Here is a 12,955-nt window from a genome sequence, read left to right as displayed (position 1 = left end):
CACGCATAGCCCGTGCACAGTCTCGAGTCGCAGACTCGAGGTGGAACGGAGGCGGCGGTGATGATGAGAACGTCGAAACTGCGAACGGCACTGAGCGTGGCCGGTATCGTGCTCTCGGTCGTGGTCGGCTACAACACCTGGGCCCAGATCGAGCAGGTCAACGCCGCAGGCCCCACGCCGCCGTCGAACGGCGAACCGGCCGACGGTTCGGCCTGAGCAGCCGCCCCGGCCACCGCATGTTCGTCTAGTCTGTTAGCAATGAGCGGGCACGGCGAGGGTCACAGTCACGCGCACGGTTCGACGAACCGGGCGCGACTCGGCATCGCCATCGGCATCGTCAGCCTCGTGCTGCTCGTCGAGATCGGCGGCGCGGTCGTCAGCGGGTCACTTGCGCTGCTGGCGGATGCCGGGCACATGTTCTCCGACCTCTTCGGGTTGATCATCGCCCTCGTCGCCTCGGTGATCGCCCTGCGCCCGGCGTCAGACCGGCACACCTTCGGCTTTCAGCGCGCCGAAGTTCTGGCGGCGCTGCTCAACGGCCTGATCCTGGTGATCGTCGGTGTGTTCGTGGCCGTCGAGGGCGTCTCGCGCCTGCTCGCGCCCGAGACTGACCACGTGCAGGGCGGCATCATGCTCGTGATCGCCTCGATCGGCCTGGTGGCCAACGTGTGCGCTCTGCTGGTGCTGCGGGGCGGTGACACCGCCTCGTTCAACATGCGGGGCGCCTACCTCGAGGTGCTCGGCGACACCATCGGCTCGATCGCCGTCATCGTGGCGGCCATCGTCATCCTGGTCACGGGCTTCGTGCAGGCCGACGCCATCGCCTCGCTCGCCATCGCGGTGATGATCGTGCCGCGGGCCGTGATGCTGTTGCGCGATGTGGTCGCTGTGCTCATCCAGTCGACGCCGAAAGAGACCGACGTGCAGAAGATCCGGGAGCACATCCTCGGCACCGACGGCGTCACCGACGTTCACGACGTTCATGTGTGGGCGATCACGTCGGGCGAGCCGGTCTTCTCGGCGCACGTCGTGGTCGACAGCCAGATCTTCGCCGACGGTACTACAGGGCTCCTTCTTGATCGCCTCTCGGAGTGTCTGTCGCAGCACTTCGACGTGGGTCACTCGACGTTTCAGCTCGAACCGGCCGAGCATGCAGGTCACGAACACGAGCAGCATCGCTGACCGAGAGCCCGTCGAGGTGTCTGGCCTTCGAGATGGCCACCGCGATGATCGGAAAGAGCAGCACCGAGAGAGCACCCGCGCCGACGAGGCTGGCCTCGGCCTCCTTCGTCATGACTCCGTTGTTCACGCCGATCTCGGTGAGCGCCACCAGCAGCGGTAACGCCGTCGCACCGAAGAACACGAGCTCGAATCGTTCCCGCACCGGCAGTTCGGCGCGGTACCAGAACAGGGCCGGCGCGCCACGGATGAGCAGCATCGCGAAGAAGAAGATCACGAGCGGGGCCGGGTTGGCCATGATCGACGCGAGATCGAGCGTCATGCCCGAGTAGATGAAGAACAGCGGAATGAAGAAGCCGTAGCCGACCGCCTCGAGTTTGATCTCGAGAATCTCCGACCCGGCGGGCGACCAGCGGCGCAGCAGCATGCCGGCCGCGAAGGCGCCGAGCACGCTGTCGAAGCCGAACGCACTCGACACGAAGAGCAGCACGAAAAGCAGCGCGATCACCAGGCGCAGCACCAGCTGCGACGTCGAGTGCCGCCGCCGTTCGACGAGCTCGAGAAAGCTCGCCGGCAGCACGTTGAACTTCGCGAGCGAAGCGAGGGCGACCACGCCCAGGAAGATCACGAGCGCGATGAAGGCGGCGATCGTGCCGCGCGTGCCCAGGAAGAGCGCCATGGCGATGATCGGTGCGAGCTCGCCCACGGCACCCGCCGCGATGATGTAGCGACCGAACTTCGTGTCGAACATGCCGTGTTCTTTGAGGATCGGGATGAGCGTGCCGAGCGCCGTGGTGCTGAGGGCGATGGTCAGCACCACGGGTGAGTCGATGACCTTCAGCGCGAACAGCCCGAAGACCACGAGCGCAGCCAGCACGATCGTCGACAGCCACGCCCAGAGCGCGAGCTTGCCCGCCTTCTCGGCGAAGATCTTCGGGTCGAGTTCGTAGCCGGCCAGCAGGAAGAGGAAGCCCATGCCGATGGTCGAGAAGAGCGAGATGTCGCCGGGGTCGGCCGCATGCAGCACCGCGGGCCCGATGAGCACGCCGCCGACGAGCAGCAGCGCCACCTGGGGTATGCGGATGGGCCCCGGAATGAGGTCGACGATGAGCGGCGCCGCGGCGGCGACGAGAACGACGACGACCAGAGACGCGAAAGCCTCGTTCACGAGGGGCTACTCGGCGTTGCGGTTCTTGTCGTGGTGACGGTCGAACACCGTCGGGTCGAGCAGCAGCTCTTCGGCGGCACCCGTGGCCTCGACCACGTCGGCGTCGGCCGCGGCTGCCAGCTTGCGCGACTTGCGCGCCGACGAGACGGTGTGGATGACCGTCGGCACCAGCGTGATGACCACGACGGCCAGCAGCACGATGTCGATGTACTTCTCGGTGAAGGTGGCGACCACGGGGATCTGCCCGAGGAAGAAGCCGAGCAGCACGAACCCGCCGCCCCAGATGATGGCGCCGATCGCGTTGTACAGGCTGTACTTGCGGTAGTTCATCTTGCCGACGCCGGCCGCCACCGGCGCGAACGTGCGCACCACGGGAACGAACCGCGCGATGACCACGGCGAAACCGCCGAAGCGCTCGAAGAAGGCGTTGGTGCGTTCGACGTTCTTGATGCTGAAGAACCCCGACTCCTTGCGCTCGAACACCCGCGGGCCCGCCTTGCGCCCGATCAGGTACCCCACTTCTCCGCCGAGGAAGGCGGCCAGGGCGACGGCCGGCGCCACGAGCCAGATCGAGATGGCGATGCCGCCGGTCGAGTTCGGCTGGGTGCCGGCGAAGGTGAGCAGGCCGGTGAAGAACAGCAGCGTGTCGCCGGGCAGCACGAAGCCGACCAGCAGACCCGTCTCGGCGAAGATGATGAAGCAGATGCCCAGCAGGGCGAACGGCCCGAAGGAGTGGATGAGCGTGTTCGGGTCGAGCCACGGGATGAGCGCGGTGTGCATCGGGGTCAGGCTCCAGTCACGAGGGTCGAGGGCGTTGGCGTGCGGGAGAAGGGACTTGAACCCTCACGCTCGAAAGCACAGGTACCTAAAACCTGCGTGTATACCGATTTCACCACTCCCGCAGAGAAACACCCCCAGTGTAATGGGTGACAGTGTAACGGGTCAGCGCGCGAGTTTTCGGGGAACGTAGCGGGGAACAGTGCGCAGCAGCACCCCCGCGCCGACGAAGCCGAGCAGCCCCATCAGACCCACAGCGAGCGGCAGCGAGGCGAGGGCGACGACCAGCGCGATCACAAGGGGTGCGGCGGCGGTGCCCGCGTCGCTGGTGAACCGGAAGGCGCCGAGGAAGGGCGCAGGGTTGGCCGGCGGGGCGAGGTCGGCGCCGAGGGTCATCATGATGCCGCTGCCGATGCCGTTCGAGAACCCGAGCAGAACCGTGATCACGATGAACCAGGCGATCGCGCCGGGCAGATCGTGGGTGAACGCGAGCACCACGAGGCAGAGCCCCATGCCGGTCATCGACGGGATGGCACTCCACAGCCGGCCGAACCTGTCCATGATCTGCCCGCTGGTGTAGAACAGGCCGAAGTCGATCGCCCCGCCGATGCCCACGATCAGCGCGGTGTTCGCCTCGCCGAGCCCGAGGCTGACCGCCCAGAGCGGCAGGATGACCGTTCTGCTCGCTCGCAGTGCGCCGACGATGGCCACACCAGAGCCGAGCCGCAGCAGCAGCCCGCGGTAGGCGTAGAGCGTCGTGAACAGCCCGGCGGCCTCGTCGGCCACGAACGTCTCGCCGGCATCCGGTTTAGCCAGTTTCTCGGTGGGGTCGGGCACCACGAGCAGCAGCACGATCACCGCCAGGGCGCAGAGCCCCTGAATCCAGAACACCGACTGCGAGGTGCCGCTCAGGGCGATGATCGCGGCGCCGAGAAAGGGCCCCGCGAACCAGCCGAGCCGAAAGGTGCCGCCGAGGGTCGACAGCGCCCTCGCCCGGTACTCGATCGGTACGAACGTCGTCATGAAGGCGTGCCGGGCGAGGGCGAAGACCGCAGCGGCCAACCCGATGAAGAAGATGCCGATGCCGAACAGAAGGGGAGCGGTTGCGAGCATGCAGAGCACGGTGGCGACGATGGCGAGGCATGCGGCATAGATCATGGCGCGGCGCTCGCCGATACGGCTGACGACCCAGCCGCTCGGAATGTCGCCGGCGAGCTGCCCGAGCATCGTCATGCCGGCGATGAAGCCGGCGACGGCGAGCGTGGCGCCGAGGTTCGAGGCGATCGCGGGGATGACGGGGATGACCGAGCCCTCGCCGATGGCGAACAGCAGCGACGGCACAAGGGCCGGGAGAGCGATCGATCGGTACGTGAATGCCGGCTCGATAGTACTCATTTGTTAAGCAGTTTACGCGGGGTGGGTGGTCAGCAGGCGCGGGTACGATGGATGACCGTGCTAGAACTTGACCTCTCAGAGCAGATCGCGGCCCTCCGCTCGACCTTCAGCGACATTCGAACGGTCGTCGATGTCGACGGTCTCGAGGCGCAGATCGCCGACCTCAGCGAGCAGGCGGGTGTGCCCGATCTGTGGAACGACACCGACAAGGCCCAGAAGGTCACCAGCGCGCTGTCGCACCGGCAGGCCGAGCTCGCCAAGATCCGCAGCATCGACTCGCGACTCGACGACCTCGAGATCATGGTCGAGCTGGCCAACGACGAATCAGACGAGACGTACGTCGCCGAGGCCCAGGCCGAGCTGGCCAGCCTCACGAAGGTGCTCGGCGAGCTCGAGGTGCAGACCCTGCTGAACGGCGAATACGACCCCCGGGCGGCGGTCGTCACCATCCGTGCCGGTGCGGGCGGCGTCGATGCGGCCGACTTCGCCGAGATGCTGATGCGCATGTACCTGCGCTGGGCCGAACAGCACGGGCATCCCACCACCGTGCTCGACACCAGCTACGCCGAAGAGGCGGGCATCAAGAGCGCCACGATCGAGATCGACTCGCCCTACGCCTTCGGCACCCTGTCGGTGGAGGCCGGCACCCACCGCTTGGTGCGCATGAGCCCGTTCAACTCGGCAGGCAAGCGCCAGACCAGCTTCGCCGCGGTCGAGGTCGTGCCGCTGATCGAGCAGACCGATGTGGTCGAGGTGCCCGAGAGCGACATCCGTGTCGACGTCTTCCGGTCGTCGGGCCCGGGCGGCCAGTCGGTGAACACCACCGACTCGGCGGTGCGCATCACGCACCTGCCCACCGGCATCGTCGTGAGCTGCCAGAATGAGAAGAGCCAGATCCAGAACCGGGCCGCGGCCCTGCGCGTGCTGCAGTCGCGTCTGCTGCTGCTGCAGCGTGAGCAGGAGAACGCCACGAAGAAAGAACTGGCCGGCAACATCACCGCCAGCTGGGGCGACCAGATGCGCAGCTACGTTCTGGCGCCCTACCAGATGGTCAAAGACCTGCGCACCGACTACGAGGTGAACAACCCCACCCACGTGTTCGACGGCGATCTCGACGGGTTCATCTCGGCGGGCATCCGCTGGCGCAAGCGCAAGCAAGACTGACGCGCCGCTCGCTGGTTGAGTAGGCCTGCACAGCGGGCCGTATCGAAACCGACGCCAGGTTTCGATACGCGTCGCTGCGCGTCGCTACTCAACCAGCGGCTTTCAGGCTTCTCCAAGCCTTCGGATTGGGCGCGTCGCTGTGGCCCGATGCGCGAACCGCTGCTTAGGCTCGTCACGAAATGATTCGATTCGACCAGGTATCCAAGATGTACAAGGGCACGGCGAAGCCGGCGCTCAACTCGATCGACCTCGAGATTCTGCGCGGCGAGTTCGTCTTCCTCGTCGGTGCCTCGGGGTCGGGCAAGTCGTCGTTCCTGCGGCTGGTGCTGAAGGAAGACCGGCCCACCGGCGGCAGCATCCACGTGCTCGGGCAAGACCTCGGGTCGATCTCGTCGCGAAAGGTGCCCTACTTCAGGCGCAACCTCGGCGTCGTCTTCCAGGACTTCCGGCTGCTGCCGAACAAGAACGTGTTCGACAATGTCGCCTTCACGCTGCAGGTGATCGGCAAGTCGCGCGGCTTCATCCAGGAGGCAGTTCCGGATGTTCTGCAGATGGTCGGGCTCGCCGAGAAGGCCAACCGGCTGCCCCACGAGCTCTCGGGCGGTGAGCAGCAGCGCGTGGCCATCGCCCGCGCGGTGGTGAACAAGCCCGCCATTTTGCTCGCCGACGAGCCGACGGGCAACCTCGACCCGGTCACCAGCGCCGGCATCATGAACGTGCTCGACCGCATCAACGCCGGCGGCACCACCATCATCATGGCCACCCATGACAACGCCATCGTCGACCAGATGCAGCGCCGCGTCGTCGAACTCGTCAGCGGCTCTGTGGTGCGCGACGACCGCGAGGGCGGCTATGGCGTCACCACCGAGGTCAGCCTGCAAGACAGCGGCATGACGGCCGAGATCACCCGGCCCGACCCGCTCTCGCTGCGCATGCAGGCCACGGGTGCCATCGAGCGACCGCTGGTCACGGCGGCCACATCGGTTCCCGCTGCCGCCGCGGCCTCCTCCACCGCGCCCGCCGCCCCGTCGACGAGTGGCACGACGACCGCGACCATCGAGCCCGGTGTCCCCGCCGCGGCAGCCGCCGCAGCACCGGCTCCGGCTCCGGCCCCGTCGTTGCCGGTCGTGCCGCGCGTTCCCACCTCGGGTATCCCCACTTCGGGCATCCCCGTCTCTCGCCTGCCAGAAGACGAACCGCTGTTCTTCCCGCCGGCCCAGAATGACGTGCTGCCCGCCGCAGAGGCGCCCGCCGGGGCCGCCGAGGTGGTCGACCCGACGACCGGGCGGCTCGTGCCCGAGCATCCCGAACCCGCAGCAGACCCCGTCGAAGACCTCACCACCGGGCAGATCAGCCTCGCCGAGAAGCTCGGCCTGCGCGCGCCCGGGGCGAGCCACGATACCTCTGCCGACCAGAATGTGGGCCCCACGTCGTGAGATTCGCGCTCATCCTCGGCGAGGTCGGCACCGGCCTGCGTCGCAACATGGCCATGGTCATCTCGGTCGTGCTCGTCACCTTCATCTCGCTCACCTTCGTGGGTTCGGCCATTCTGCTGCAGATGCAGATCGGCCAGATGAAGGGCTACTGGTACGACAAGGCGCAGGTCGCCGTCTACATGTGCACTGCCACCTCCGGCAGCGCCAACTGCGCGAACGGCGAGGCCACCGACGACCAGATCGCCGCCGTCGACGCCATGCTCAAGGGCTCGACCCTCGCCCCGTTCATCAAGACCTACGAGTTCGAGAACCATGAGCAGGCCTACGAGAAGTTCAAGGCGCAGTTCGCCGGCAACGACGTGGCGCAGTACGTGACGCCCGACCTGCTGAACCAGACTTTTTGGATCAACATGGTCGACCCGCAGCAGTCTGACGTGCTCGTCGAGAGCCTGTCGACCCAGCCGGGCGTCGACAGCGTGGTCGACCAGCGCAGTTACCTCGAGCAGATCTTCAACATCCTCAACGCGGCGAGCTACACCGCCATCGGCATCGCGGTGCTGATGCTCGTGGCCGCCGTGCTGCTGATCGCCACCACGATCAGGCTGTCGGCGTTCTCACGCAGGCGGGAGATCGGCATCATGAGGCTGGTGGGGGCATCCAATCGGTTCATCCAGACGCCATTCATTCTCGAGGGCGTGATCGCCGCGCTCATCGGATCGGTGCTGGCCGGCGCGACCGTCTGGGCGATCGTGCACTTCTTCGTGCAGGGCTATCTGCAGGAGTCGCTGCCCCTCACCGCCTTCGTGACGGTTCAGGATGCCCTGTGGATCGTCGCTCCGATTCTGGTGGTGCTCGGGGTGCTGCTCGCCGCCGTCTCGGCCAAGTTCGCCATCACCAGGTACCTGCGCGTCTGAGTCTCGGCCGCAGCCGTGCTGGCGCCCGACCCGATGGGTGGCGGCGCAGGCACGTCACGGGCGGCGGTCGCGCGGGCGTCCCGGGTCAGAGGTGGTCGCGTGCCCACATCGCAGCGCTGGTGCGATCGGCCACGCCGATGCGGCGGAAGAGGTTGCTCACGTGCACCTTCACCGTGCGCTCGGAGATGCCGAGCCGCGTGCCGATCTGTTTGTTCGACAGACCCTCGGTGATCAAGCGCAGCACCTGGCCCTCGCGCCCGCTCAGCTCGTCGCCGCCGGCGCCGCCGCTGGTGCCCGAGAGGGAGCCGGAGCCCTGGTCGCCGGCGGGGGAGTCGGGCCCGCCCCGGGTGGGCGGCCTCGCGCCGTCGGCGGGGCGCTGCATGAGGGCGCGAGCCACCCGGGGGTCGAGCGGAGCGTCGCCCCGCGCCGCCGACCGCACCGCGTCGAGCAGCACCGTCGGCTCGCTGTCTTTGAGCAGGTAGCCGACCGCTCCGGCCCGAACGGCATCGCGCACCCGGGCCTGATTGTTGAACGAGGTCAGAATGACGACGGCGGCTGTCGGATGCACGGCCAGCAGCCGGCGCGTCGCCTCGACGCCGTCGATGCCGGGCATCGACAGGTCCATCAGCACGACGTCGGGGCGCAGGGCTGTCGCCAGCCGAACCGCGTCGTCGCCGCCGGCCGCCTCACCGACCACGCTCAGGTCGGCCGCGTTGGCCATCAGCGTGGCCAGCCCCGCCCGCACCAGGGGGTGGTCGTCGACGAGCAGAACGGTGATCGCCGTCGGGATGACGGGCTGGCCGCCCGGCAGCCCCGGCACGCCACCTGGAACGCCCTGAACGCCGCGCGGCACGCCTGCCACGCCCGGCGCATCCGGCGGGGTGTTCGTCGCGTCGGTCACGGGCGCTCCACTCGCAGCAGCCACTCCGTGCCGTGCCCGGGGCTCGTGCGCAGCCGCAGCTGGGCCCCGGCGTCAGAGGCGACATCGCGCAGCACGCGCAGCCCGAAGTGGCGTTCGCCGCCGGCGTCGAGGTTGGCGCCCGCGTCGAAACCGACGCCGTCGTCGACGATCGACAGTTCGACCGCCTTCGGCGTCTGGGTGAGCCGTACCAGCACGTGCGACGCCGAGGCGTGCTTGGCCACGTTGGCGAGCGTCTCGTGCGCGACGCGGTAGACCAGTCGCTCGGTGTCGCTGTCGAGCGACGCCACGTCGGCGATGTCGAGCGTCACCTCGACGTCTCGGGCCCGCAGCGCGGTCGCGAGGTCGGTGAGCGCGGCCGCCAGCCCCTCGATCGACAGGCTCGGCGGGTAGATGTCGACCAGCAGCGTGCGCAGGCCGCCGATGCCGCCCCGAACCGTCGCCGCCACCGCCCGCAGCTCGCCAGCGAGCCGCTCGTCGTGCGGCTCGGTGCGCTGCGCGAGCCCGGTCAGGGTGAACGAGGTGGCCACGAGTTCCTGCACCACCCCATCGTGCAGCGTGCCGGCGATGCGGCGGCGTTCGGCCTCCGAGGCGTCGAGCGCCCGTTCGAGCAGCGCCTCGCGCTGCACCTGTTCCCGACGCAGCCGGCTGATCAGGCGCCAGAACAGCGGAATCAGAAGCAGCACCAGCAGCACCAGGCTGCCCAGCGTGATGGCCGCGAACCCGCCCCAGAGCTGGGCGGTTCTGGCGTCGACGTCGCTGTATTCGAAGTACGTCTCGAAGAGCACCGGATGCCCGTCGGGCAGGTTCACCCGCCGATACGCCTCGAGCAGCTTTCCGCCGGGCTGCTCGTATACGTTCTCCGGCGCGCTGAGGTTGCTCACCTCTGCCCGAACGCCGTCTCCGGCGAAGGCCTCGAGTTCGTCGTCGCCCAGCTCGAACGATCGGCCGATGAGCCGCGGTTCGTCGGAGTACAGAATGCGGCCATCCGTCGACCAGATCTTCACCCGCACGATCGAGGGGCTCAGCACGTGGTTGCGCACGACCTCGTCGATCGTGGCCAGGGCGGCGGGGTCGCCGGTCTGCAGAGCGTTCGGTATCGCCGGGGCGATGAGGGTCTGCGCCACCAGGTCGGTGGTCTTGGCGTCATCGCTGACGGCTTCGCTCTCGGCCAGCGCCCGGGCCGCCGCCACACCGATCACGGCGACGACGCAGATGACGACGAGCGACAGCACCACCACCAGGGCGATGACGCGATTGCGGTTGAACGGGGTATCGGGTGAGCGCATGCGCCCACCCGATACCACCCGCCAGCCGGGGCCAGCCTGTGCTGCCGATTCACCCATTGTCTCCATTGTGGTGGGTGGCGGCGTCATCGTCGTGCTGTCAGCCACCGATCGGCGTCGGGTCGGTGGGGTTCGGCGGCACCGGGAGCGATCCGCGGATCTGCTCCTGCGCCTGGCACTGGCTGGTGCAGTTGCTCGCACCGAGCGACAGTTCGATCGCGTCTTCGCCGAGCACGCCGCCGAGGCGGCCGCCGGGCTGAACGATCCACTTCGTCACGGTTCCGCTCTGGAAGGTCTTGGTGGCGACCTGCGGGCTGTCTTTGCCGAGCAGCATCTGGTGGGCGCCCGCGCCCGACGTCACCGCGTCGGTGCCGTCACCGAAGTTGACCTTGTTCGTGAACGGGTTCACGAAGTAGAAGATGCCCGGGGCGAGGGTGTGCACGAACTCCACCGGTACCGCGAACTCGGTCTCGAGCTGGAAGATGCCGCCCTGGGCGCCGTCTTTCGCCTGCACCTTGACCTTGCCGGCCGCCGTGGTGAAGAGCACCGTGAGGGTGTCGTCTTTCAGCTCGAGGCTCTTCAGCGTGGTGCCCGAGCGCTGGGCGGCGGTGAGGGTCGGAACCTTCGAGGCGAAGATCGCCGTGGGCTTCGTGACCATGCGCTGGGCGTCGGGTGCACCGGTGAGCGTGTAGTTGTACACGCCCAGGGTGGTCGGGCTGATGTCGAATCCGACGTTCACGCCGCGCACGGCGATGGTGCTCGTCACCTTCAGGTTGTCGAGCTTGACGTCTTTGCCGGAGGCGGGGTTGTAGGTGGTGCCGTTGACCGTGACGCTGAAGTCGCCGGTGGTGGCGGCGGTCTTCGCCGAGGCCGGAGCCGCGAGGGCGACCGAGCCGGTGACGACGGCAGCCGCGACGAGCGCCGCAGTGCCGGCGAGGCCGAGCTTACGTTTGAGTGACATTCGAGTGCCTTTCGAGAGCAGATGTGGGAGCGGCCGAACACCGTGCATGTTCGTGACTGAACTCTCTCGTGCGGCCGAAGCCCCGGCAATGCGACGTTGGTACTAGTACTCGCTCGTGGTGACCCGGGGGCGTGCGGTTCGATAGACTAGTGGGCTGCCGCGGGCATCCGCCCGGGCATCCACCACTCCACAGAACCGACCAGCCAGGAGCAACCGTGCCACGCGAACGCGGAGAGAAGGTCGTCGCGACCAACCGCAAGGCGCGCCACGACTACACCATCGAAGACACCTACGAGGCGGGCCTGGTGCTCACCGGCACCGAGGTCAAGTCGCTGCGCGCCGGGCGTGCGTCGCTCGTCGACGGCTACGGTTACATCGACGGCGGGGAGGCGTGGCTCGACGCCGTGCACATCCCCGAGTTCAACCAGGGGTCGTGGAACAACCACCCGCCGCGCCGCAAGCGCAAGATGCTGTTGCACAAGGCGCAGATTCTGAAGATCCACAACAAGGTCAAAGAGGGCGGCTACACCCTGGTGCCGCTGCGGCTGTACTTCAGCGACGGCAAGGCCAAGGTCGAGCTCGCGGTGGCCAAGGGCAAGCGCGAGTACGACAAGCGCCAGACCCTGCGCGAGCGGCAGGACAAACGCGAGGCCGACCGCGCCATGGGCACCCAGCGCAACCTCGGCGACTGACCGCCGCTCTCAGCACGACGCGTGCGACGGGGCCCAGACGGGCCAGACGGGACGGGTCAGACGGCCCAGACGGGCCAGACGGGACGGGCCAGACGGGCCAGACGGGTCGGTCGGATCAGACGTCGAGCGTGGTGCCCGTGAGCTGTTCGGCGGCCGACCAGAGTTCTGAGGCGGTGCGGATGTCGCGTGAGCGGTTGCGCGCCCGCACCACGATCGGGCTGCCCTTCAGCTGGCGCCAGCCGTCGGGCCCCCAGTACTCTCCGCCGCGGGCCACCGGGTCGGCGGCGGCGCGGACGACCGGCAGCGCGCCGGCGTCTTTGCCGTGCGCGAACGATCGCAGGGCGGTACGCACGAGCAGGTTCGCGGGCTTGCCGTTGCTGATGCCGGGCCGGGCCGCGCTCAGCTCGTCGAGCGCGAATCCCGGATGAGCGGCCAGGCTCGACACGGGCAACTTCGCCCGGCGCAGGCGCCGGTCGAGCTCGAAGGCGATGAGCATGGCGGCGAGCTTCGAGCGGCTGTAGGTGCGGAAGCTCGAGTAGTCGCGTTCGCTCATCAGGTCGTCGAGGTCGAGCTCGTTGAACTCGTGCGAGATGCTGCCGAGCGTGATCACGCGCGAGCCGGGGGTGTCGACGAGGGTGGGCATCAGCCGGGCGATCAGGGCGAAGTGGCCGAGCACATTGGTGCCGAACATCAGCTCGAACCCGTCGCGCGTGAACGAGCGGGGGGAGGCCGATGTCACGCCGGCGTTGGCGATGAGCACGTCGATGCGCGAGCCGGCCAGCTGCCCGGCCGCCTCCTCGACCGAGCCCAGGTCGGCGACGTCGAGCTTCAGCCAGCTCACGTCGCCGCGCGGGGCGCGCGACAGAATCGAGGCGATCGCCGAGGTGGCCCGCTGCTCGTTGCGGGCGGCGAGAACGATGGTCGCGCCGCGACGGGCGAGGAACTCCGCCGCCCAATAGCCGAGGCCGGCATTGCCCCCCGTGATGACGATGCGCCTACCGCTGAGCGAGGGGAGAAGGGCCGGGGTCCAGGGCGCAGTCGTCATGGGGCGAGATTAGTGCATA

The 12,955-nt window shown here is 68.1% G+C and carries 12 protein-coding genes, 1 tRNA gene and 1 pseudogene; 6 read left to right on the top strand and 8 right to left on the bottom strand.

All coding sequences use genetic code 11. The features are described 5' to 3' along the window. The first annotated feature begins 60 nt into the window (after positions 1–60). Together V3W46_RS00400 and V3W46_RS00395 are read left to right on the top strand one after the other, a co-directional pair. A complete protein-coding gene (locus V3W46_RS00400; RefSeq protein WP_331781099.1) occupies positions 61–216 on the top strand; it encodes a hypothetical protein in 156 nt (51 codons plus the stop codon). Positions 217–258: 42 nt separating this feature from the next. Beyond that, entirely contained in the window at positions 259–1,182 is a 924-nt protein-coding gene (locus V3W46_RS00395; RefSeq protein WP_331781098.1) for a cation diffusion facilitator family transporter, read from the top strand. A gap of 52 nt (positions 1,183–1,234) precedes the next feature. Here the strand turns inward: V3W46_RS00395 and V3W46_RS00390 are convergent. The 4 genes and pseudogenes from V3W46_RS00390 to V3W46_RS00375 all read right to left on the bottom strand — a co-directional run. Beyond that, positions 1,235–2,347 (bottom strand): annotated as a pseudogene (locus V3W46_RS00390) (cation:proton antiporter); the annotation flags it as partial. Positions 2,348–2,353: 6 nt separating this feature from the next. Continuing rightward, complete coding sequence (locus V3W46_RS00385; RefSeq protein WP_331781097.1) at positions 2,354–3,127, bottom strand: DedA family protein; 774 nt, start codon at positions 3,125–3,127, stop codon at positions 2,354–2,356. Between the two features lie 40 nt (positions 3,128–3,167). Further along, positions 3,168–3,249 (bottom strand) — tRNA-Leu (locus V3W46_RS00380). Between the two features lie 40 nt (positions 3,250–3,289). Beyond that, positions 3,290–4,519: an MFS transporter gene (locus V3W46_RS00375; protein WP_331781096.1), complete on the bottom strand. Its 1,230-nt coding sequence runs from the start codon at positions 4,517–4,519 to the stop codon at positions 3,290–3,292. 57 nt (positions 4,520–4,576) lie between these two features. On the opposite strand from V3W46_RS00375, the gene prfB reads away from it, so the two are divergent. From prfB to ftsX, 3 genes are all read left to right on the top strand, one after another. Next, the gene (gene prfB, locus V3W46_RS00370) at positions 4,577–5,683 is read left to right on the top strand and encodes a peptide chain release factor 2 (protein ID WP_331781186.1); all 1,107 of its coding nucleotides are present in this window, start codon (positions 4,577–4,579) and stop codon (positions 5,681–5,683) included. Positions 5,684–5,862: 179 nt separating this feature from the next. Further along, entirely contained in the window at positions 5,863–7,119 is a 1,257-nt protein-coding gene (gene ftsE / locus V3W46_RS00365) for a cell division ATP-binding protein FtsE (RefSeq protein WP_331781095.1), read from the top strand. After that, positions 7,116–8,033, top strand: coding sequence for a permease-like cell division protein FtsX (gene ftsX / locus V3W46_RS00360; protein WP_331781094.1), 918 nt, complete (start codon positions 7,116–7,118; stop codon positions 8,031–8,033). The genes ftsE and ftsX overlap by 4 nt, the downstream gene beginning before the upstream one ends. 85 nt (positions 8,034–8,118) lie before the next feature. Here ftsX and V3W46_RS00355 read toward each other — a convergent pair whose 3' ends face one another. The 3 genes from V3W46_RS00355 to V3W46_RS00345 all read right to left on the bottom strand — a co-directional run bounded on the left by V3W46_RS00355 (position 8,119) and on the right by V3W46_RS00345 (position 11,199). Beyond that, positions 8,119–8,934 (bottom strand): response regulator transcription factor, encoded by an 816-nt coding sequence (locus V3W46_RS00355; protein WP_331781093.1) that lies wholly within the window; start codon positions 8,932–8,934, stop codon positions 8,119–8,121. After that, positions 8,931–10,241: a sensor histidine kinase gene (locus tag V3W46_RS00350; protein WP_331781092.1), complete on the bottom strand. Its 1,311-nt coding sequence runs from the start codon at positions 10,239–10,241 to the stop codon at positions 8,931–8,933. Before V3W46_RS00350 ends, V3W46_RS00355 begins: the two co-directional genes overlap by 4 nt. Positions 10,242–10,338: 97 nt before the next feature. Then, complete coding sequence (locus V3W46_RS00345) at positions 10,339–11,199, bottom strand: hypothetical protein (protein WP_331781091.1); 861 nt, start codon at positions 11,197–11,199, stop codon at positions 10,339–10,341. 215 nt (positions 11,200–11,414) lie between these two features. Here V3W46_RS00345 and smpB point away from each other — a divergent pair, with 215 nt between their 5' ends. Next, the gene (smpB, locus tag V3W46_RS00340) at positions 11,415–11,891 is read left to right on the top strand and encodes an SsrA-binding protein SmpB (protein WP_116415051.1); all 477 of its coding nucleotides are present in this window, start codon (positions 11,415–11,417) and stop codon (positions 11,889–11,891) included. Between the two features lie 115 nt (positions 11,892–12,006). On the opposite strand, the gene V3W46_RS00335 is transcribed toward smpB, so the two are convergent. Further along, positions 12,007–12,936: an oxidoreductase gene (locus V3W46_RS00335; protein ID WP_331781090.1), complete on the bottom strand. Its 930-nt coding sequence runs from the start codon at positions 12,934–12,936 to the stop codon at positions 12,007–12,009. Positions 12,937–12,955 lie beyond the last annotated feature (19 nt).

The sequence above is a fragment of the Subtercola sp. YIM 133946 genome (assembly GCF_036553535.1).
GTDB lineage: Bacteria > Actinomycetota > Actinomycetes > Actinomycetales > Microbacteriaceae > Subtercola.
Note: the sequence above shows the minus strand (reverse complement) of the source record. Positions and strands in the feature narration are given on the sequence as shown.